We start from the raw sequence: 20,323 nt of genomic DNA, 5'->3' as shown, positions 1-20,323 counted from the left end.
ATCCCCGCACAGAGGCAGGTCCTCATGGCTGGCAATTCCCATCGCCGTACGACGAGCGCCAAGGCGAAGGCGGCCGCGGCAGTGGCCGTCGCGGCGGCCGTCGGCGGCACCGCCCTGGTGCTGACCGGTACCGCACAGGCAGCGTCGGTCGGCGCGACCTTCACCAAGGCGAGCAGCTGGAACACCGGCTACACCGGCCAGTACGTCATCACCAACCGCAGCGGCGGGACGCTCAAGGACTGGACCCTCGAGTTCGACCTGCCGGCCGGCACGGCCCTCTCCTCCCTCTGGAACGGCGAACACACCGTCAACGGGCAGCACGTGACGGTCAAGCCGCCCCGCTGGGACACGGCCGGTCTCACCGCCGGCGGCTCGGTCACCGTCGGATTCGTGACCAGCGCGAGCGGGAACCCGGCCAGCCCGACGGGGTGCCTGATCAACAAGGAGAAGTGCTCCCCGGCCACCGGGCCGACGCCGATCCCCAGCGGCCGTCCCACCACCGCGCCCACCACCGCGCCGACGGCCTCCGCCTCGCCCACCTCCAAGCCGACGACCGCCCCCACCGCAACGGCCACGGCGACGGCCACGGCGAAACCGACCCCGACCGTGCCCCCGGGCGGCGGCACCACCACGTCGGCCGGGTTCGCGCCGTACGTGGACACCTCGCTCTACCCGGCCTTCGATCTCCTGGACACGGCGGCCAAGACCGGCGTGAAGGAGTTCAACCTGGCCTTCATCACCTCCGGCGGCGGCTGTTCCCCGCTCTGGGGCGGCGTCACGGCCCTCGCGGACGACCGGGTCGCCTCGCAGATCGCCGCGCTGCGCGCCAAGGGCGGGGACGTCCGGGTGTCGTTCGGCGGTGCGGCCGGCTCCGAGCTGGGCCTGGCGTGCACCTCCTCCGCCGACCTCGCCGCCGCCTACGGCAAGGTGGTGGACACGTACAAGCTGACCAAGGTGGACTTCGACATCGAGGGCGCGGCCCTGCCCGACACGGCGGCGAACACCCGGCGCGCGCAGGCCATAGCCCAGCTGCAGAAGTCGCATCCCGGGCTCGACGTCTCGTTCACCCTGCCCGTGATGCCGGAAGGGCTCACGCAGCCTGGCGTCGACCTGATCGCCCATGCCAAGCAGAACGGTGTGGCGGTGTCCGCCGTCAACATCATGGCGATGGACTACGGCCCGGCGTACAGCGGCGACATGGGCGGCTACGCCATCCAGGCGGCCACCGCGACGCAGGCGCAGATCAAGGGCGTACTGGGTCTGAGCGACGCGGCGGCGTGGAAGACGGTGGCCGTCACACCGATGATCGGCGTCAACGACGTCTCCAGCGAGATCTTCAAGGTGGACGACGCCACCCAGCTCGTGGAGTTCGCCCGGGCCAAGGGCCTCGGCTGGCTCGCGATGTGGTCGGGCGCCCGTGACAAGCAGTGCCCGGGCGGCGCGAAGAACTCCGCCGACGCGACGTGCTCTTCCGTCGTCCAGGAACCCCTGGCCTTCACGAAGGCCTTCGCCGCCCGCGGCTAGTCCGGCCGTCCGGTACCGGGGTGCCGAACTGCTCGGCGAGCGCCTGGTGGTCCGGTACCGCGGTCGGGGTGTCGCGCCCGTCAGTCGGGCGAACCTCCGGTGACGCGCTTGGCCGCTTCGCTCTCGGCGGCCGGCGGTGACAGCTCGGAGAGGGTGTCCAGCGCGTGATCGTCCCGGAGTTCTGCCTCCCAGGCAGCCGCCAGTTCCTGCTGCTGTGCGCGCGGCAGCTGCTCGATCTCTTCCCGGCGGGCCGGGGTCAGGGCCTTCAGGAACCGCGAGAGCTCATCCATGTGCATCGTTCTCCTCCTTCTTCAAGCGGGGGTCCGGGGCCGTGACCACCGTGAAGAGGCCGCCGTCCGGGTCACTCAGGGTGATCCGGCGCCCCGTGGCCGTGGTGTGGACGGGTGAGACGGTCCGGCCGCCGAGCCGGACGGCGGTCTCCACGGCGGCTTCGAGGTCGGGCACGTGGAAGTGGACGTGCCAGCGTGGCCGGACCTGCGGATCCGGGGCCTCTTCGACGGCTCCGCCGCTGATCAGGGCCACGGTGTCGCGGCCGCGGCGGACGACGACGTGGCCGTGCTCGTACGAGACGTCGCAGCACCCGGGGCGCTCACAGGCCCAGTCGAGCACCTCGCCGTAGAACACGGCCGCGGCGAAGGCGTCGCGGGTGCGCAGTTCGAGCCATCCTGCGGCGCCGCCGGGATGCGCCGTCCAGTCCGGGATCACCTCGCCCTGCCAGAAGCCGAAGACCGCGCCGTCGGGGTCGGCCGCGAGCGCGGCCCGCCCGGTCCCGAAGGCCAGCGGGCCCACCGCCATCGTGGCGCCGCGCTCGCGCACCCGGGCGGCGGTGTCGTCCGCGTCATCGACGGCGAAGTACGGCGTCCAGGCCACGGGGACACCGAGGCGCGGGGCCAGCGCGCCGATTCCGGCGACCGGTACGCCGTCCTGCAGCGCGACGGAGAACCCCTCGCCGAGGCGGGTCGGGCGGAACCTCCAGCCCAGTACGGCGCCGTAGAACTGATGGGCGGAATCGAGATCGCGGGCCATCAGGGTGACCCAGCACGGCGCGCCGAACACCTCATGGCTTGACGTCGACACCAGGCACCGACCTCCCTTGACCTCCCCCGACCCACACTAGCCCGGGGCCGGGTGACCGGCTCCGAGGCTGGGCCACTCGTGTCTCGGCGAGGCCGCAGCCACCGGAAAACAGCGTACGGCGTACGGGGTACGGGAGGGGCGCGAACCACGGCCGCGCGTCCGGACGTGGCCTCTTGATCCCTGTGACGCGTGGTGCGGCTGAGTCCGGGAAGGAAGGCACGTATGCCGGAAGTCATCGTCACCGTACGCTCGCTCGTCCGCCGCCGTCGGGATCCCGTCGTCGTACAGGCCCTCCGGTCGACGGCGGCCGCCGTCGTGTCCTACGTCGTCGCGCTCTGGCTGAGCAGCGAGCCGGCGCCCCTGACCGCACCCCTGACGGCGCTGCTCGTCGTCCAGGTGACCCTCTACACCACCCTGACCACCGGCATCCGGCGGGTGAACTCGGTCGTCGCGGGCGTCCTGGTCGCCATCGGGTTCAGCGCCCTCGTCGGCCTCACCTGGTGGAGCCTGGGCCTGGTCATCCTCACCTCGCTCGTCGTGGGCCATCTGGTGCGGGTCGACGAGTTCGTCCCCGAGGTCGCGATCAGCGCGATGCTGGTGCTCGGGGTGACACAGGTGGCGGCCACCGCCTGGGACCGCGTGCTGGAGACCCTGATCGGCGCCGTCGTGGGGCTCCTGTTCAACCTCTTCCTCGCACCGCCCGTATGGGTGGCGCCGGCGAGCGAGGCGATCACTTCGCTGGCGGGCCGTATGCGCAACCTGCTGGTCCACCTCGGCGACGAGCTGGACCAGCACACGCCGGTGGAGCAGGCGGCAGCACGGCTGCACGAGGCACGGCGGCTGGACAACGACATCGCGCACGTGGACTCGGCGCTGCGGCAGGCCGAGGACAGCCTGCGCCTCAACCCCCGGGTGAAGGAGGCGCTCCTCTTCCGCCTGGTGCTCCGTACGGGACTCGACACGCTGGAGATCTGCGCCGTGGTCCTGCGGGTCTGCTGCCGCACCCTGACCGACCTGGCCAGGACGCGCACGGACGGCCCGCTCTTCACGGACCACCTCGCGCAGGCGCTGCGGGAGCTGTTCGGGCACATGGCGATGGCGCTCGAGAGCTTCGCCGTACTGATCACCGCGCAGATCAGCGCCAGTGCCGAGGAGGCGGAAGTCAGGCTGACGCAGGAGCTCGCGGCCGCGCGGATCAGCCGCGAGCGGGCCGCGCGCCTTCTGCAGGAGGAGGCGCGCTCGCGGCCGGGAACGTGGCAGTTGTACGGCGCCCTGCTCGCGGAAGCCGACCGGGTACTGGACGAACTGGGGGTGGAGAAGCGCTCCGAACGTCTCGTGGAGGAGCTCGACCGGCACTCGCGCACGGCGCGCGCCCGGCGCCCGCAGCTCCAGCGCCTGTGGCGGGGCGGCAACCCCTAACGGCACCACTGCACCGGCGTGTAGTTGTGGACGAAACGGGCCGAGACCCAGCCCGGCTCGCCGTGCAGCCGGTACCAGATGTTGTTGCCCTCCACCCAGGAGCCCTTGGCCTGGCAGGACAGCTCGACCTTCTCGGAGGGGGCCAGCGTCCCGATCACCTTCGCCGTGGTCGTCGGCTTGTTCCGTACGTGGAGGGGGGCGCGGGATACCACCACGCCCTGCACGTGCGCGTACCGGGCTCCCGTGGCAGGCGTGGCCGAGTTCGGGGCGGCCTGCGCCGCTGCCGCCGGCACCCCTGGGAGCAGCAACCCCAGGCCCACCGCGGCCATCGCCACCGCCGTCTGCATGTTCCGCTGCCCCATGCGCTTCTCCCGTTCCGTGGTGCGTGCGTGCCTCGGCCGGCCGTTCGCGTCCGGGCCTGCGGTCGACACTGCCCCGGCAACGGCCGCCCGGTCCCGGCGGCATGCCGCCCAGTCATACGTATGGCGCAGCGACTGCGCGGCCCCGGCGGCGCCGCGCTGCGCCCGGCACGGCGAATCCCCGGCAGGGCACCCGCCCTGCCGGGGACCACGCGCTTGGGTGGGGCCCCTCACGGGGCCGCACGGGCCGTCGTCACCAGTAGTGGCTGCGACCTCCCACCGCGTGCCCGACAGCGCCGAGCAGCCAAAGGATCAGGCCCACCACGACGAGGATCAGGCCAATCGTCCACAGAATCGAGATTCCGGTGACGAATCCTACGATCAGCAGGATCACTCCGAGGATAATCACGACAACCTCCCAGTGCCCCAGTACCTGAGTGCACCAGGACACCCTGCGTGTACCATGAATGCCGCTTTTCATGCCTCGAAGGCGCTCGAAAATTGCATCGCGCGGTCAGGCAGGGTGACCGGGCTCGATGTCCTTGACGTCGCGGTACCGCAGCAGGGCGGGGACGCCGTCGACCGGCGGGGACTGCTCGGTCGGCGCCAGGAGGAAGCCCACGTGGTCGCCGCCTTCGACGTGCCGCTCGACACGGCCCACGAACCAGGCGCAGGCGTCGGTGAGCACGGGACTGCCGTCCGTACTGTGCTGCCAGGCGACCGACCGGAACTTGTCCACCCGGTCACCGGTCCGGCCGCCGAACAGTTCGGCCAGTGCGCGTTGGTCACCGCGCATCACGTGCACGGTGAGGTGTGAGGCGGCACGGGCGACGCGGTACGTGTGGTTGAGCGTGGACAGCCACACCATGAACCGCGGCGGGTGGATCGAGCACTGCGAGGCGAAGCCCACGAGGCAACCCGCCACCTCGCCGCCGCCCGCCGCCGTGACCACGTACACGGGCCCGTCGAGCACGTCGGTGACCGAGTTCGGCTCCAGCTCCGTCATGATCCCTACCTCCGGTTCACCGGTGCCCGCCCGGGGCCCATCAGAGGCCCTGACCGCTCGGGCGGTGCACCGACAGGGGCGTCGCGATCTGCTCCAGCGACCGGCCTTCGGCGGCCACCGCGCAGAAGACGGCGACCAGCCCGGCGGCGACCATGAGGGAGGCGCCGATGCAGAACGCGAGGACCGCGTCGCCGACCACCCCGCTGGCGGTGAGCTCGGCGAAGATCAGCGGCCCGGAGATGCCGCCGGCCGCCGTTCCGATCGCGTAGAAGAAGGCGATGGCCATGGCTCGCGTCTCCATCGGGAAGATCTCGCTGACCGTCAGGTACGCCGAACTCGCCCCCGCCGAGGCGAAGAAGAGCACCACGCACCAGCAGGCCGTCATGGTGACCGCCGTCAGCTTTCCGGCCCCGAAGAGCCAGGCGGTGCCGAAGAGCAGCAGCCCGGACAGCACGTACGTACCGGCGATCATGGGGCGTCGGCCGACCGTGTCGAAGAGCCGGCCGAGCAGCAGCGGCCCGAGGAAGTTCCCGAAGGCGACGACGGCGAAGTAGTAGCCGGTGACGGCGCTGGAGACGTCGAAGAACCGGATCAGGATGCTGCCGAACCCGAACGTGATGGCGTTGTAGAGGAAGGCCTGTCCGATGAAGAGGGACAGGCCCAGTACGGCGCGGCGGGGATAGGAGCGGAAGACCGTCTTCGCGATCAGGCCGAATCCGATGCTGAGGCGCTGGGTGACCGTGATGGACTCGCTGACGTCGGGCAGGGGCCGGCCCTTCTCCGCCGCCACCCGTCGTTCGACGTCGTCGACGAGTTGCTCGGCCTCCTCTGCCTTGCCGTGGAGGAACATCCAGCGCGGGCTCTCCGGTACGTGGCGCCGGACGAGCAGGATCACCAGACCCAGGACGACGCCGAGGGCGAAGGTGAGCCGCCAGCCGATCGACGGAGGGAAGATGTCGGGGTCGAGGGCGACAACGGAGAGCAGTGCGCCGGCCACGGCGCCGAGCCAGAAGCTGCCGTTGATGATGAGGTCGACGCGACCGCGGTACTTGCTGGGGATGAGCTCGTCGATGGCGGAGTTGATGGCCGCGTACTCACCGCCGATGCCGAAGCCGGTGAGGAAGCGGAAGAGGAAGAACCACCAGGCGGAGAACGACAGGGCGGTGAGGGCCGTCGCCGCCAGGTAGACGCTGAGCGTGACCAGGAAGAGCCTCTTGCGGCCGAACAGGTCCGTCAGCCGCCCGAAGACCAGCGCGCCCGAACACGCGCCGGCCACGTACAGCGCCGCCGCGAGGCCGGTGACCTGGGCGTCGGTGATGGCGAGGCCGCTGTCGTCCTCGGAGAGCCGGCCGGCGATGCTTCCGACGACGGTGACCTCGAGGCCGTCCAGGATCCATACGGTGCCCAGCCCGACCACGATCATCCAGTGCCACCGCGACCAGGGCAGCCGGTCCAAGCGCGCCGGGACCTTGGTGGTGACGGTCGCCGTCACCCGTTCTTCCAGCTCAGACATGTGTCTGCGCTTGCCCGCCGGGCACGGGCACAAACGGGGCCGTTCGAGTGACGGACCGAGGCCGGCGCCGCGGGTCTCAGGGTTCGGAATAGCTGAAGTCGCCCATCGTCCAACCGCTGACGTCCTTGATCGCGATCCGGTACATGCCACCGGTCTCGGGGATGCCCATGGTGCCCTGGAGGATCCGGGCGACGTGGAAGTGCAAGTAGGAGGGGGGATGTGGTGCGCTGCGCGGGGGGACGTCCGTCCCCTCGGCCCCTTCCGCATCCATGAAGAGGCTCGCGAACGGACCGAGCCGGTCCGAATCCGCCAGGACTTCGGCCACCCTCCGCCGCCATGTGCTCTCGGGAGCGAGGCGGCCGGTGATCACGGCGCCCTGCACCAGGACGGTCAACGACATCTGATTGGTCTGCTGCGACTCCACCGCGGCGGCGATGGCAACGAGCAGGTCGTCAGGCTTCGACATGGGGAGGAATGCTACAAGGTCCGCCCCGCAACCCGGGCGTGTCCCCCCGTGCGCCGGGGCGGGGCGCGGCGTCAGCCGGCGAAACCGACGTGCACGTGGTCGTGGTGCGTCTCGTCGGAGAAGAACTGGTTCGGCGTGGCTCCACCCGAAAGGCGTACGGGGCCGCCGACGTTGTACGAGCCCGCGGCCGCTGCCGAGCGCATGAATGCGGTGATCAGGCTGCGCGGGGTCGCGGGGTCGACGACGGGGCGGCCGTCGATGCCCCAGACGTCGAAGGCCCGGCCGACCGGGTGGTCGCTCGGCCGGCTCGTGCCGAAGACGTTGAGCGGGTGCCCCGACCGGACGACGCTGACCGACACCCGGTACTTGTCGGCGAGCCGGAGCATCGCGCGCAGCACGCTCTCGTGCACCGCCCCGCTGCGGACGTCCGCGGCCGAGTCGGGCGGCAGTTCGATCCGGGGCTGGGCGAGCACCGCCCGCGCCGAGGCGCCGAGCGGCGCCGGGGGCCCCGGGCGCCCGGGGTGCAGAGCCGTGACGGCCCAGCCTGCGGAGGTCCGGTCGAGCCGGACGTCGACGGTGGTTCCGCCCTGGCGGACGACCCCGCCGGTACGGGTGGTCTGGGCACAGGGGATCAGGACGCTCGCGGTGTCCGGCAGGAGGCCGCCGTACTGCGCGTCGATCACGCGGACGACGGCTTGGTCCGCCGGGGGTGTCAGCGGCCCCGCTTCGGCGGCGAGCCGGGCGGCCAGGGGTCCGGCGATGCCGAGTGCCGCGGCCCGCTGCGCCGCGTTGCGCGGGCCGCCCCGGCCCGGCGGCCAGGTCCCGAGCGCCTCGACGAGCCGTACGGCGGCGAGTTTGACCTCGGGTTCGATCTCGCCCGGGCCCGGCCGCCAGGGAACTGCGGCCGGAAGACTCGCCGAGGGCGCGGGCGAGGCGGATGTGCGCGCGGCCTCCGCCGGCGTGGTGCGCCGGGAGGCGGGCGACGCTTCCGAACCCGGCGAACAGCCCGCCGCACCGGCGCACCAGGCGGCCGTGCCCAGGAGCAGTGAGCGGCGTCCGACGCCCTCGGGCGGGTTCTCGCGGATCGCGGGCGGCAGGACCATGACCGGCTCCTCGGACATCCGGGTGGCGGGACGCGGCGGCCGTGTCACTCGACCACCACGGGCAACTTCGCACTCCCACGGCGGTCCCGGTCCGTTCCGTCCGGCCCGCCCCGGCCGTCTCCCCCCTTTCGGGTGACCGACGTCCGGCATCTGCCCGGGATCCGGGGTTCGCCCGCCGCCGGCGCGGCCGCTCCCGCACCCGTGTCAACGGGGTGGCGGGGCCATCGGCGTATCCGGCGGCAATGGCGGCTCGTCCCGATGGCCCGTCTCACCCCAGAGCCGCCAGCACCCGATCCGGTGTGAGCGGAAGGTCGCGCAGGCGCCGCCCCGTGGCGTGGCAGAAGGCGTTGCCGATCGCGGCCGCCGTCCCGACGATGCCGATCTCACCGATGCCCTTGCTCCCCATCGGGTTGAGGTGCTTGTCGTGTTCGTCGATCCAGTGCGCCTCGATGGCGGGGACGTCGGCGTGCACGGGCACGTGATAGCCGGCCAGATCGGATTCGGCGAAGTCGCCGAAAGCCGGATCCACGGTGCTGTACTCCGTGAGCGCCATGCCGAGGCCCATCAGCATGCCCCCGGTGAACTGCGAGCGCGCCGTACGCGGGTTGAGGATGCGGCCGGCGGCGAAGACACCGAGCAGGCGGCGCACCCGTACCTCGCCGGTGACCGTGTCGACCTGGACCTCGGCGAAGTGGGCACCGAACGCGTGGCGCGCGTACGGGGACTTCTGCTTGGCCGACGGCGTGGTGTCCGCGGAGGCCGACAGGCCCTCCTGCGGCAGTGGTCCGTGATGGCGGGCCAGCAGCGCCGCCAGCCCGGTACAGGCGTCGTGGACCGCCCAGCCCCACGAGGCCGTTCCGCACGAGCCGCCGGCGAGGGAGGCCCGCGGCAGGTCGGTGTGCCCGATGTCCACGCGCACGGTGTCGAGCGGGACCCCCAGGGCGTCGGCGGCCACCTGGGCCAGGACGGTGCGCGCGCCGGTCCCGATGTCGGTGGCGTTGATCTCGACCAGGTGGGTGCCGTCGGGGCGGGCGCGGGCGCGGGCCGTGGAGGGTGCGACGAGCACGGGGTAGGTGGCGGCGGCCACGCCGGTTCCGACGAGGAGCGGCCCGTCGTGACGCGGCGTACGGTGCTCGGCCCAGCCGAATCGGGCTGCGCCCTCGGTCAGGCATTCCACCAGGTGTCGGCTGCTGAAGGGGCGGCCGCTGTCGGGTTCGGCCGTGGGCTCGTTGCGGATGCGCAGCTCGACGGGGTCGATGCCGAGGGCGTCGGCCAGTTCGTCCACGGCCGATTCCAGCGCGTACATGCCGGGCGCCTCCCCCGGGGCGCGCATCCAGGACGGGGTGGGCACGTCCAGCGGGACGACGCGGTGGGTGGTGCGGCTGTCCGGGACGGCGTACATGACACGGCCGGGTACGGCGGCCTGCTCGACGAACTCCCTCACCCGGGAGGTGTGGGTGGTGACCTCGTGCGACAGCGAGGTGAGGGTGCCGTCGGGGCGGGCGCCCAGGCGCACCCGGTGCAGGGTGGGCGCGCGGTGCCCCACGACCATGGGCAGGTGCCGCCGCGGGAGGGCCAGTTTGACGGGCCGGCCGGTGTGGCGCGCGGCCATGGCGGCCAGCACCACGTGCGGGCGCGGTGTGCCCTTGCAGCCGAAGCCGCCGCCCACGTGCGGCGAGACGACGGTCACGGCGTCCTCCGGCAGCCCGAACAGCGAGGCGAGGACGGTCCGGACGAGTCCCGAGCCCTGGTTGGAGTCGTGGACGGTCAGATGGCCGCGCTCGGCGTCCCATTCGGCGGTGGCGGCATGCGGTTCCATGGGATGGTTGTGCAGCGGTGGCACCGTGTAGCTGCAGTCGACCCGGACGGCCGCTGCTGCGAACGCCGCGTCCGCGTCGCCCTGTTCACGGTGGGCCGGGTACCCGCCGTTGGCCAGCTCGGGAGTGTAGAGACCGGGATGCTCGGAGCTGACGAGGACATCGTGCGGCTCGGTCGCGTACGAGACCCGCACCTCCGCGGCGGCGGCCCGGGCGCCTTCGAGCGTGTCGGCCAGGGCCAGGGCCACGTACCAGCCGCGGTGGGGGACGCGCAGGTCCTGCAGCAGCTGGAGCGTCGGGTCGTCCGACGGCCCGAGGCGCGGCGCGTTGTAGGGGGTCAGGACGCCGTAGACACCCGGCCGGGACAGGGCGGCGCCCGCGTCGATGCCGGTGACGCGTCCCCGGGCGACGGTGGCGGGCACGGGCCAGGCATGGGCGCAGCCGGGGGGAACGCGGTCGACGGCATAGCGGGCGGCGCCGGTGATCTTCTCCCTGCCCTCCGTCCGGAGGGCAGGGGTGCCGAGTGCGGTGTCGGGGCCCATGGTCTTCCTCTTCGGGGTCGGTGCCGGTCTGCGCCTGGCTGCGCTCGTCTGCCTTCGGCTACGGGGTGCGGGGGCGTCCTTCCGCTTCGCGGACGAGCCTGCCGAGCACGTCGCAGGCCAGGTTCCGGGCGAGCGGGACCTTGAAGGCGTTGTCGCGCAGTGGCCGCGCCCGACTCAGCTCCTCCTCGACGGCCTGTCGTACGGCGTCCGGGGTGGGGCGGGCGTCCCTGAGGCGTTCCTCGGCCGCCGAGGCCCGCCACGGCCGGTGGGCGAGGCCGCCGAAGGCGAGTGAGACGCTGCGTACGTGTCCGTCCTCGAGGACGAGGACCGCGGCGACCGAAGCGAGCGCGAAGGCGTACGAGGCCCGGTCGCGGGCCTTGCGGTACAGCGAGACGGCCCCGGGAAGGGCCGGTGGGAGCAGGACCGCGGTGACGATCTCCTCCGGGCTGATGACGGTGTCCTGCTCGGGGTGGTCCCCGGGCAGCCGGTGGAACGCGGTGGCCGCCACCGTACGCGTTCCCCGGGCGCCGTACAGCTCGATGTCGGCGTCGAGCGCCGCCAGGGCCACCGCCATGTCGGAGGGGTGGGTGGCAATGCAGTGCTCCGAATGCCCGAGCACCGCGTGGTCGCGGTGCACCCCTTCGCGTGCGCCGCAGCCCGTGCCGGGTCGGCGCTTGTTGCAGGGCTTGGACACGTCCTGGAACGACGCGCAGCGGGTGCGTTGCAGCAGGTTGCCGCCGGTGGTGGCCACGTTGCGCAGCTGTCCCGAGGCGCCGGCTAGCAGTGCCTGCGAGAGCACGGGGTGACGGGCGCGTACGAGGGGGTGCGCGGCCACGTCGCTGCCGCGGGCCGTGGCGCCGATGCGCACGGTTCCCCCGGGCAGTTCCTCGACCTCGTCCAAGGGCAGGCGCGAGATGTCGACGAGGGTGCCGGGGCTCTCGACGCCGAGCTTCATGAGGTCCACGAGGTTGGTGCCCCCGCCGAGGTAGCGGGAGTCCGGGTGGCCCGCGTGGGCGGTCACGGCCTCGTGGAGGCCGGCGGCACGTACGTAGGCGAAGGGCTTCACCGGGCCACGCTCTTGTCCGCCGTCGCGAGGACGGCCGCGGCGATCCCGGGGTAGGCGCCGCAGCGGCACAGGTTGCCGCTGAGACGTTCGCCGACCTCCTCGGCCGTCAGCGCGACGGGACCGGCGGAGTCCAGGGCTTCGGCGGGGGTGACCCGGGAGGGGTGCCCGGCGGCGGCCTCCTCGATGGCTCCGAGGGCCGAGCAGAGCTGGCCGGGGGTGCAGTAGCCGCACTGGAACGCGTCGTGTTCGAGGAAGGCCTCCTGGAGGGGGTGCAGGTCGCCGCCCGCGGGGTCGGCGAGCCCCTCCACGGTGGTGACCTCCGCGCCGTCCTGGGCGACCGCGAAGAGCAGGCAGCTGTTGACCCGCCGCCCGTCGACGAGCACGGTGCACGCTCCGCACTGTCCGTGGTCGCAGCCCTTCTTCGCACCGGTCAGGTCCAAGTGCTCGCGCAGGGCGTCGAGGAGGGTGACGCGGTGGTCCAGGCCGAGGACGTACGGCGCGCCGTTGACGCGGAGCGTGACGCGGGAGGCGACGGGCGCGGCGCCGGGGCCGGGGCCGGCGTCAGGGTCGGCTCCGGCGTCGGCTCCGGCGTCGTCCATGGGGTCGGCTGCGCGTGCCACGACTGGCTCCCTCCGTGTGCGGTGCAGGGCGGCGAGTCCCTTCGGATGCCCAGCCTGGTTCATCACGCGCGTTCCGGCATCCGCACCGGCCACGGCCGGGGCTCGTGCGGCCGGCAGGTTTCGCCGGCGGGAGAGCGGTAAGGCGCGGCACATGGTGCGATTCGGATACACGATGATGACCGAGCAGGCCGGCCCCCGGGAGCTGGTGGAGCACGTGGTCGGTGCCGAACGGGCGGGGTTCGACTTCTCCGTCATCTCCGACCACTACTTCCCCTGGCTCGAGAGCCAAGGACACTCCTCCTACGCGTGGAGCGTCCTCGGAGCGGCGGCGCAGGCCACGACGGCCATCCCGCTGATGACCTACGTGACGTGCCCGACGGTGCGCTACCACCCGGCGGTCGTGGCCCAGAAGGCGGCGACCGTGCAGCTGCTGTCCGAGGGGCGCTTCCGGCTGGGCCTGGGCTCCGGTGAGAACCTCAACGAGCACGTCGTCGGCCCCGGGTGGCCGGCCGCGCACATCCGGCTGGAGATGCTGGAGGAGGCCGTGGAGATCATCCGCGAGCTCTTCGCAGGGGGCTCCGTGAACCACCACGGACGGTACTTCGACGTCGAGAACGCCCGGCTGTGGGACCTGCCCGACGAGCCGCCGCCCATCGGCGTCGCGGTCTCCGGCGACCGCTCCTGCGAGCTGGCGGGCCGGCTCGCCGACTTGGTGATCGCCATCGAGCCCGAGAGGGAACTCTTGGACGCATTCGACCGATCGGGCGGCGGCGGGAAGCCGAAGGTCGGCCAGCTCGCGGTCTGCTACGACGTCGACCGGGACACGGCCGTCAAGCGCGCCCACGAGCAGTTCCGCTGGTCACTGGGCGGCTGGCGCGTCAACGCGGAGCTGCCGGGGCCCGCCTCGTTCGAGCAGGCCTCCCGGTACGTCCGCCCGGAGGACGTCGCCGAGTCGATCCCGTGCGGGGAGGACGTGAACGTCTTCGTCGACGCCGTCCGCCCGTTCGTGGACGCCGGCTTCACGGAGGTGGCGCTCGTGCAGGTGGGCGGAGCGCACCAGCACCCCTTCCTCGACTGGGCCGAGGCGACCCTGCTCCCCGCTCTGCGCGGGATGCGCCCGGCCACCACAGCGGCGCAGTGACCGAAGAGGTGGCGTCATGGGTGGCATGCGCCCTCAGCACGGGGTCCCGCCTCCCGAGCACCAGCGGTGGTGCCGGGAGGCGTTCTCGTCCTGCCGTCCTGCCAGGTCCCGATCGTGAAGCAGGGGCTCAGGTGTGGAGGCGGCCGTTGGTGCCGTCGTGTGCGTCTGCGTGCGCGTCGTCGAACCAGTAGTCGCCGGCTGCCAGGTACCGGAAGGAATGCACCTGTTTGGTCGGCAGTTTGACGGTGACGGCGCGCGAACCGTCGGCGCGCGGAGTCAGCGTGTGCGTACCGGGCTTCCAGTCGTTGAAGTCACCGACGACGCTGACCGGGCCGGGCGGCTCGTCGCCCGGCAGGACGAACGTCACCTCGGTACGGTCCTTGCGCAGCTTGCGTTCGAGCATGGACAGGCCTCCCACGAAGACACGGACCGGGCATGGAGCCGGTCCATGGTCCATCGTGTCGCCCGCGGGGTTCCACACCCGGCAACACGGCCGCCGCACCACCCGTGTGGCTGCTCCCGGCCTTCCGGAAGCCGGTCCGGCTCCGGCGTGCCCGACCCGCTACCGCCTCGCCGGGGACGCGTCCTCGGCGAGCAGCGCGAGCAGGCCCGCGACCTCGTGGCCGGCCTCGGCGGGGTGCCGGAACATCGCCCCCTCGGCGATTTCGTACCGGTTGCGCCTGCCGTCGCGCGAGCGGCTCAGGTACCCGTCCGCTTCGAGGTCGGCGACGATCGCCTGGACGGTCCGCTCGGTGAGTCCGCAGGTGGCCGCGACATCGCGCAGCCGGACTCCGGGGTCCCGTGAGATGGCGACGAGGACCCGTGCATGGTTGGTCAGGAACGTCCACGTGGGGCGGCGCTCTGAGCTTCTTTCCATGTCTCCATCATGCGCCGCTCCATTCGCGTGACACAAGTCGCGTAAGGCATGTCGCGTAAGACGAGACGCGTGACAGAAGACGTGTAAGAGAAGACGCGAAATATTTTTCCCGTAATTCTTGACGCATGACAGCACCCGGCGGACCATCGAGGTGACAGCGATACGACTGGGCCAAGGGAGACGGAGATGTCCCCAGCTCGGCAAGGCGCAGCGACCGTGCCGTCGGACGGCGCACTGTCGACCGTCCGCGTGGAACCGGATGGCGCGGGCGGCGCGGTGATCGTCCTCGCCGGAGAAATCGATCAGGACTCCGCCTCGGAAGTTCAGGACGTCCTGCTCTCCGCCCTGGGCGCCTATCCCGCAGGGGTGGTGCTCGATCTGGCTGCCGTGACCTTCTGCGACTGCTCGTGCCTGAACGTCCTGCTGCATGCCCGTCTGCGCGCAGGCGTGGACCGCGACCGGCGTTTCCAGGTCCGGAACATGAGTGCCCGGGTGGCGCGCCTGCTCACGCTGACGGGCACCCTCGCGTACTTCCCCGACGGCAACGGGTCCCGGCCGTCTCGGGACGGCGGGCCGCGGCCCCATCCCGACGGCGACGGGCCGCGGCCCCATCCGGACATCGACGGGCCCCGGCCGCATTCCGCCGAGGCGGTCAGTTCCCGCGCTGAGCCCCCGGATTCCCGTCCGGACGGGCTCCGTCACTGAACCGGCCGAACCGGGGTGAAACGCCGTCCGACCACGGGGCGTCCGACCACGGGGCGTCCGACCACGGGGAGGCGGACACCCTCCGGGCGCGCGCAGCGTGCAGGATACGGACCGGAGCCGGAGCCACCACCTCGGCCCAGACGGATTTTCCGCCCGCCCGGGGCGTCACCCCCCAGCGCCGGGCGAGCCAGCTCATCACCATCAGCCCGTGCCCGCCGGGCAGTCCCCCTGCAGTCGGCGGCCGGAGCTGCGGGAGCGCGTGGCTGGCGTCGCTCACCTCGATGCGCAGGTCTCCGGCCCGCCAGGGAGAGGCCTCCTGGTAGCCGCGGGCGAGCCGGAGGACGATTTCGGTGGGCCCTCCGGCGTGCATGGCGGCATTGCTCACCATCTCGGACACCACCAACAGGACGTCCTCGACGGCGGCGTCCCGCTCCTCGTCCGTGAGCCCGGTGAGCGCTGCCGGACCGGGCCAGGCCCAGTCCTCGAGAGCGCTGCGACAGAAGTCGCGGCAGCGCCCCACCACCTTGGCGGCGCCGTACAGGCCGAGCCGCCTGCTAGGGCTTCCTGATCCCGTCGACTCGCTCATCACCCGCTCCGACCCGGCCTCACGGCCTCGCCCGTCCGGTCAGCTCCTCCGGCAGCTCCGCGTGCACCGTGAACAGGGCCTTCGCCCCCGTGATGTCGAACATGCGGGCCACCACGGGCCGTAGCGCGGCGAGCTCCAGCACACTGCCGACCTCTCCCGCTTCCAGCCGTCCCCGCAACAAGATGTTGAGACCCGTCGAATCGCAGAACGTCAGCCGGCCGCAGTCGACGACGATCCGCTCGGCGCCCTGTGCCAGCGCCTGCCCCAGGGCCTCGACGAGCGGTTCCGGACGGTCGTGGTCAAGTTCCCCCACCAGGGTGACGACCGCCGTGCGTCCACTCCAGCGGACGTCCGCCGCAAACCGCGGCGCGGCGCCACCGCCCGTACCGTACACATCTGCTGCCATGCGGTACTCCGGTTCCGTTCCGGCGGACCCCGTCCCGGGCGTGCTCTGCACCGTGCCGCCGGTCCTCATCCTTCTTCCCGGTCAGCCCGCCCGCATTCACCCACCCTTGCGCAGAGCACGGCATACGAGCGGCGCGCCGGCTGCCTGTGCTCAGGTGACGGGCTCCGGGGCGGGCGCCGGGCCGGGCAGGGGTCCGGGCCGGGGGTGCGGATCCGGCGGTGGCACGGGCGCCGGCGGGTCGGGCTCGGGCTGCGGCGGGGCCGGGGGCACCGGGTCGGGGCCGCCCGGGGCGGGAACGGGCCCCGGGAGCGGTCCGGGCACGGGGCCGGGGCCCGGGCCGGGTGCCGGTGTGGGATTCGGCGGTACCGGATCGTCGGGCGGCGTGCCCGTCCCGACGCTCCGGTTTCGGCAGGCGGGGGTGTACGTCATCGTGCGTGGTTCCCTTCCGGAGAGCGGCCGGTGCCCGTCAGGGGCTGTTCCGCGCCGAAGGGGCTGTGGTCGAGCCGGTCGAGGAGGTCGGACGGGTCCCGGTACACCGCACGGGCGCCGGCCTCTTCGAGGTCGTGGCGGGGGATCCCGCCGCAGAGCAGGCCCACGCACGTGACCTCGGCCCGGGTGGCGGCCTTCATGTCCCATACGGTGTCGCCGACGAACACGGAGCGCTGCGCGGCCGCACCGGCGAGTTCGAGGGCGTGGTGCACGGGGTCGGGTGCCGGCTTGCCTTCCTCCACGTCGTCGGAGCTCGCGGTGGCGGTGATGGCGTCGTCGGCGTCGATGGCGCGTCTGAGCGCATCGAGCTCGGTGCTTGCGGCCGAGGTGACGAGGACGACCCGCCAGCCCTGCCGGTGGAGCGTGCGCAGCAGTTCGTCCGCCGCGTCGAACCGGGGCAGGCGGTCGAAGAACGTCCCGTACAGGGTGTGGTGCGCGGCGCTGAGCGCGTCGTCCTGGCTCCTGTCCCGGCCTTCGCCCAGCAGGTGGACGAGGAGGTCCTCGCCCGGCAGGCCGATCGCCCGGTGGATGGCGTGCATCGGCACGCTGTGTCCTGCCTGCCTGAACGCCTCCCACCAGGACACGACGTGCAGGTGATTGGTGTCTGCGAGCGTCCCGTCCACATCGAACAGCGCGGCGCGGTTCACACGGTCTGCGCGGTTCATACGTGCCCTCCTTCACTGCAGGGAACACGGGCCGCGCCTACCCGCCGGAGCGCGCCGCATGCGCGGCGGTGGAACGGGGTGGTGTGGACCGGAACGGGCTGGGCAGGCGCCTCTGAGGACCCCTTCTCAGGGACGAAGGAGTGATCTCGATGATCAACGTGTGGATCTACCGCGAGACGACGGGGCGCCTGACCGGAACCGACCTGACCGGTTACAAGGTCGAGGCGCTCGACGGCAGCATCGGCAAGGTCGACAAGCACTCCGACGAGGTCGGCGCCTCGTACGTCGTCGTCGACACGGGCCCGTGGATCTTCGGCAAGCACGTACTGCTGCCGGCCGGCACCGTCACCCGCATCGACATGGACGAGGAGAAGATCCACGTCGGCCTCACCAAGGAGCAGATCAAGTCCGCCCCGGAGTTCGACAAGGAGAAGCACCTCGAGGACGCGGACTACCACCGCGTGCTGGGGGGCTACTACCAGGGGTTTTCGCACCGGGCCTGAGCCGGCCGCGGCGTCTACGAGCCGTTGCCGGGGTCGGCCGCGTGCCACACCGTGGTCGCGTTGCAGAACTCGCGGATGCCGTGGCCCGACAGCTCGCGCCCGTAACCCGAGCGCTTCACGCCGCCGAAGGGCAGCGCCGGGTGGGAGGCGGTCATGCCGTTGAAGAAGATCCCGCCGGCCTCGATGTCCCGTACGAAGCGCTCCTGCTCGGCCTCGTCACGGGTCCAGACGTTGGAACTCAGGCCGAAGGGGCTGTCGTTGGCGAGTTCCACCGCCTCGTCGAGGTCCTGCACCCGGTACACGGTGGCCACCGGGCCGAACACCTCCTCGCGGTGGATCCGCATCTCGGGGGTGATCCCGGTGAGCACGGTCGGTTCGTAGAACCAGCCCCCGGCCAAGTCCTCCAGCAGGCCCTTCGGCCGCCCCCCGCCGCACAGCGCGGTGGCTCCGCGGCGTACGGCGTCTTCGACGAGCTCCTCGACGTCGGCGCGGCCCTGCTCGGTGGCGAGGGGACCGACCTCCGTGGATTCCGACATCGGGTCGCCGACGATCAGCGCCGCCATCCGGGCCGTGAAGCTGCGGGTGAACTCCTCGTGGACGTCGGCGTGCACGAGGAAGCGCTTGGCCGCGATGCAGGACTGCCCGTTGTTCTGCACCCGGGCCGTGACGGCGACCGCTGCGGCCCGTTCGACGTCGGCCGACGGCATCACCACGAACGGGTCGCTGCCGCCCAGCTCCAGGACGGTCTTCTTCACCTCGTCGCCGGCGATCGCGGCGACGGACCGGCCCGCCGGCTCGCTGCCGGTGAGGGTCGCCGCCGCGACCCTGGGGTCGCGCAGGATGCCCTCGACGGCACGGGAGGACACCAGCAGTGTCTGGAACACGCCGTCGGGGAAACCGGCGCGCCGGAAGAGGTCGCCCAGGTACAGCGCGGTCTGCGGCACGTTCGACGCGTGCTTGAGCAGCCCCGCGTTGCCCGCCATCAGTGCGGGCGCTGCGAAGCGGACGACCTGCCAGAGGGGGAAGTTCCACGGCATCACGGCGAGGACCACGCCGAGGGGGCGGTAGTGGACCCGGGCGCGGGAAGCTCCGGCGTCCGCCACCTCGGCCTGGGCGGGGTGCTCGTCGGCCAGCAGTTCCTCGGCGTTGCGCGCGTACCAGCGCATGGCCTTCGCGCACTTGGCCGCTTCCGCCCGGGCGGCACCGAGCGGTTTGCCCATCTCGAGCGTCATCGTACGGGCGATGTCGTCCTGGTCCTGGTCCAGCAGGTCGGCCGCACGGTCGAGGAGGCGGGCGCGCTCGGCGAACGCCGTCGTGCGGTAGCTGCGGAACGCCGAGTCGGCAGCCGCCAGGCGCTGCTCGATCTGCTCGGCCCCCAGCTCGTCGAACGTCTTGAGCGTCTCACCGTTCGCGGGGTTGACGGTTGCGATGGGCACGTCAGGCTCTCCTCGTCCTCGATGCGTCGCATCGGACCGTACCGGGCCCGCCCCGTCCGCCCGGGACGGCGCCGTGGTGTGTCAGTCCGGGAAGCGGATTCACTCGATCGCCGAACCCACCGGAACGTCTGCCCGAGCCGTGGCCCGGCTACGCGTCCGGGCCGCGCCCTGCGGCGGCCAGCAGCGTACTCATGGCGAGCAGCGCCACGGCCCACGCTCCGGCCGTCCAGGGAGAGTTCTCGCCCTCCAGGGTCGGGGACGCCCGGTGCCGGGAGTCGTAGGCGACCCGGATCTCCGCTCCCGCCGCAGCGATGCGCCGGTCGTCCCTGAGCTCGTCGGGGTAGCCGCCGGGGCAGTCCAGCACGTGGCGGTACACGGTCTTCTCCGCGGGGGCGCCCTCTCCGGCGGAGCCCTGCACCCTGGCCTGGACGTCGCGTACGACGCACAGGGCGACCTCCCCGCGCGAGGCGGCCTGATCCGCGGCCGTCACGGTCAGGAGCAGCCCCAGGGCCAGGAAGAGCGCCCCGAAGAGACTGCCGCTCCCGCGCACGAAGGCGAAGTACGCCACCGAGGCGCCGACGACGATCACCGCTCCGCCCGCCAGCGCGACCGTGCCGGACGGCGCCGAGGTGCCGCCGTAGCACCAGTGGGCCCAGGCGTACACGGCCGCGGCCGCGACGACGGGCACCAGCGCGGCGAGCCGCCACACCTGCGGTTCGCTCCCTGGCATGAACACCCCCCTCCCGCCGGGACGCCTGCGCCGCACCGATGGTTCACGCGTTCGGCGGCTCGGCAAACCGGCGTCCGGAGGGGGTTTCCGGCGGATGGTTCCCACGGTGTCGGGGGGGGGGGGGGGGGGGGGGGGGGGGGGGGGGGGGGGGGGGGGGGGGGGGGGGGGGGGGGGAGGGGGGGGGGGGGGGGAGGGGGGGGGGGGGGGGGGGGGGGGGGGAGGGGGGGGGGGGGGGGGGGGGGGGGGTGGGTG

Annotated in this window: 23 protein-coding genes; 5 read left to right on the top strand and 18 right to left on the bottom strand. The window is 72.6% G+C overall.

Annotation, left to right across the window (positions count from 1 at the left end; genetic code table 11):
• Window positions 1–24: 24 nt before the first annotated feature.
• Window positions 25–1,524 (top strand): glycoside hydrolase family 18 protein, encoded by a 1,500-nt coding sequence (locus tag ACZ49B_RS13970; RefSeq protein WP_468304797.1) that lies wholly within the window; start codon window positions 25–27, stop codon window positions 1,522–1,524.
• 80 nt (window positions 1,525–1,604) lie between these two features.
• Here ACZ49B_RS13970 and ACZ49B_RS13965 read toward each other — a convergent pair whose 3' ends face one another.
• Together ACZ49B_RS13965 and ACZ49B_RS13960 are read right to left on the bottom strand one after the other, a co-directional pair.
• Complete coding sequence (locus ACZ49B_RS13965) at window positions 1,605–1,820, bottom strand: hypothetical protein (RefSeq protein ID WP_468304794.1); 216 nt, start codon at window positions 1,818–1,820, stop codon at window positions 1,605–1,607.
• Window positions 1,807–2,571 carry a VOC family protein gene (locus ACZ49B_RS13960; RefSeq protein WP_468304891.1) on the bottom strand — a complete coding sequence of 255 codons (765 nt, stop codon included), beginning with the start codon at window positions 2,569–2,571 and terminating at the stop codon, window positions 1,807–1,809. The genes ACZ49B_RS13965 and ACZ49B_RS13960 overlap by 14 nt, the downstream gene beginning before the upstream one ends.
• 273 nt (window positions 2,572–2,844) lie before the next feature.
• On the opposite strand from ACZ49B_RS13960, the gene ACZ49B_RS13955 reads away from it, so the two are divergent.
• On the top strand, window positions 2,845–4,041 hold the full coding sequence (locus tag ACZ49B_RS13955; protein ID WP_468304791.1) for an FUSC family protein: 1,197 nt from the start codon (window positions 2,845–2,847) through the stop codon (window positions 4,039–4,041).
• Here ACZ49B_RS13955 and ACZ49B_RS13950 read toward each other — a convergent pair.
• The 9 genes from ACZ49B_RS13950 to ACZ49B_RS13910 all read right to left on the bottom strand — a co-directional run bounded on the left by ACZ49B_RS13950 (window position 4,038) and on the right by ACZ49B_RS13910 (window position 12,512).
• Complete coding sequence (locus ACZ49B_RS13950; RefSeq protein WP_468304788.1) at window positions 4,038–4,403, bottom strand: SH3 domain-containing protein; 366 nt, start codon at window positions 4,401–4,403, stop codon at window positions 4,038–4,040. The genes ACZ49B_RS13955 and ACZ49B_RS13950 overlap by 4 nt on opposite strands.
• 250 nt (window positions 4,404–4,653) lie before the next feature.
• Window positions 4,654–4,809, bottom strand: coding sequence for a DUF6131 family protein (locus ACZ49B_RS13945; protein ID WP_468304786.1), 156 nt, complete (start codon window positions 4,807–4,809; stop codon window positions 4,654–4,656).
• A 105-nt stretch (window positions 4,810–4,914) separates the two neighbouring features.
• Window positions 4,915–5,406, bottom strand: a complete 492-nt coding sequence (locus ACZ49B_RS13940) for a flavin reductase family protein (protein ID WP_468304783.1) — start codon at window positions 5,404–5,406, stop codon at window positions 4,915–4,917.
• A gap of 40 nt (window positions 5,407–5,446) precedes the next feature.
• Window positions 5,447–6,919, bottom strand: coding sequence for an MFS transporter (locus ACZ49B_RS13935; RefSeq protein WP_468304781.1), 1,473 nt, complete (start codon window positions 6,917–6,919; stop codon window positions 5,447–5,449).
• 76 nt (window positions 6,920–6,995) lie between these two features.
• Complete coding sequence (locus ACZ49B_RS13930; protein WP_468304778.1) at window positions 6,996–7,385, bottom strand: hypothetical protein; 390 nt, start codon at window positions 7,383–7,385, stop codon at window positions 6,996–6,998.
• A 71-nt stretch (window positions 7,386–7,456) separates the two neighbouring features.
• Window positions 7,457–8,488: a hypothetical protein gene (locus tag ACZ49B_RS13925; RefSeq protein WP_468304775.1), complete on the bottom strand. Its 1,032-nt coding sequence runs from the start codon at window positions 8,486–8,488 to the stop codon at window positions 7,457–7,459.
• Between the two features lie 268 nt (window positions 8,489–8,756).
• Window positions 8,757–10,847: a xanthine dehydrogenase family protein molybdopterin-binding subunit gene (locus ACZ49B_RS13920; RefSeq protein ID WP_468304772.1), complete on the bottom strand. Its 2,091-nt coding sequence runs from the start codon at window positions 10,845–10,847 to the stop codon at window positions 8,757–8,759.
• A 58-nt stretch (window positions 10,848–10,905) separates the two neighbouring features.
• Window positions 10,906–11,913, bottom strand: coding sequence for an FAD binding domain-containing protein (locus tag ACZ49B_RS13915; RefSeq protein WP_468304769.1), 1,008 nt, complete (start codon window positions 11,911–11,913; stop codon window positions 10,906–10,908).
• A complete protein-coding gene (locus tag ACZ49B_RS13910) occupies window positions 11,910–12,512 on the bottom strand; it encodes a 2Fe-2S iron-sulfur cluster-binding protein (protein WP_468304889.1) in 603 nt (200 codons plus the stop codon). Before ACZ49B_RS13910 ends, ACZ49B_RS13915 begins: the two co-directional genes overlap by 4 nt.
• A 172-nt stretch (window positions 12,513–12,684) precedes the next feature.
• Between ACZ49B_RS13910 and ACZ49B_RS13905 the strand changes: the two genes are divergently transcribed.
• A complete protein-coding gene (locus ACZ49B_RS13905) occupies window positions 12,685–13,674 on the top strand; it encodes an LLM class F420-dependent oxidoreductase (protein ID WP_468304766.1) in 990 nt (329 codons plus the stop codon).
• Between the two features lie 127 nt (window positions 13,675–13,801).
• Here ACZ49B_RS13905 and ACZ49B_RS13900 read toward each other — a convergent pair whose 3' ends face one another.
• On the bottom strand, window positions 13,802–14,077 hold the full coding sequence (locus ACZ49B_RS13900) for an isoamylase early set domain-containing protein (protein WP_053789379.1): 276 nt from the start codon (window positions 14,075–14,077) through the stop codon (window positions 13,802–13,804).
• Between the two features lie 159 nt (window positions 14,078–14,236).
• The gene (locus ACZ49B_RS13895; protein WP_468304763.1) at window positions 14,237–14,551 is read right to left on the bottom strand and encodes a helix-turn-helix transcriptional regulator; all 315 of its coding nucleotides are present in this window, start codon (window positions 14,549–14,551) and stop codon (window positions 14,237–14,239) included.
• Between the two features lie 216 nt (window positions 14,552–14,767).
• On the opposite strand from ACZ49B_RS13895, the gene ACZ49B_RS13890 reads away from it, so the two are divergent.
• Window positions 14,768–15,256, top strand: coding sequence for an STAS domain-containing protein (locus tag ACZ49B_RS13890; protein WP_468304760.1), 489 nt, complete (start codon window positions 14,768–14,770; stop codon window positions 15,254–15,256).
• On the opposite strand, the gene ACZ49B_RS13885 is transcribed toward ACZ49B_RS13890, so the two are convergent.
• From ACZ49B_RS13885 to ACZ49B_RS13875, 3 genes are all read right to left on the bottom strand, one after another.
• The gene (locus ACZ49B_RS13885) at window positions 15,204–15,842 is read right to left on the bottom strand and encodes an ATP-binding protein (RefSeq protein ID WP_468304757.1); all 639 of its coding nucleotides are present in this window, start codon (window positions 15,840–15,842) and stop codon (window positions 15,204–15,206) included. The two genes, ACZ49B_RS13890 and ACZ49B_RS13885, sit on opposite strands and share 53 nt — an antisense overlap.
• Before the next feature lie 19 nt (window positions 15,843–15,861).
• Complete coding sequence (locus tag ACZ49B_RS13880; protein WP_468304754.1) at window positions 15,862–16,248, bottom strand: STAS domain-containing protein; 387 nt, start codon at window positions 16,246–16,248, stop codon at window positions 15,862–15,864.
• Window positions 16,249–16,673: 425 nt separating this feature from the next.
• Window positions 16,674–17,384 carry an HAD family hydrolase gene (locus ACZ49B_RS13875; protein ID WP_468304886.1) on the bottom strand — a complete coding sequence of 237 codons (711 nt, stop codon included), beginning with the start codon at window positions 17,382–17,384 and terminating at the stop codon, window positions 16,674–16,676.
• A gap of 167 nt (window positions 17,385–17,551) precedes the next feature.
• Between ACZ49B_RS13875 and ACZ49B_RS13870 the strand changes: the two genes are divergently transcribed.
• The gene (locus ACZ49B_RS13870; protein ID WP_468304751.1) at window positions 17,552–17,905 is read left to right on the top strand and encodes a PRC-barrel domain containing protein; all 354 of its coding nucleotides are present in this window, start codon (window positions 17,552–17,554) and stop codon (window positions 17,903–17,905) included.
• A gap of 14 nt (window positions 17,906–17,919) precedes the next feature.
• Here ACZ49B_RS13870 and ACZ49B_RS13865 read toward each other — a convergent pair whose 3' ends face one another.
• Window positions 17,920–19,341 (bottom strand): NADP-dependent succinic semialdehyde dehydrogenase, encoded by a 1,422-nt coding sequence (locus ACZ49B_RS13865; protein ID WP_468304748.1) that lies wholly within the window; start codon window positions 19,339–19,341, stop codon window positions 17,920–17,922.
• Between the two features lie 148 nt (window positions 19,342–19,489).
• A complete protein-coding gene (locus ACZ49B_RS13860) occupies window positions 19,490–20,071 on the bottom strand; it encodes a hypothetical protein (RefSeq protein ID WP_468304745.1) in 582 nt (193 codons plus the stop codon).
• Window positions 20,072–20,323 lie beyond the last annotated feature (252 nt).

The organism is Streptomyces sp. NPDC031132 (assembly GCF_055570595.1).
Note: the sequence above shows the minus strand (reverse complement) of the source record. Positions and strands in the feature narration are given on the sequence as shown.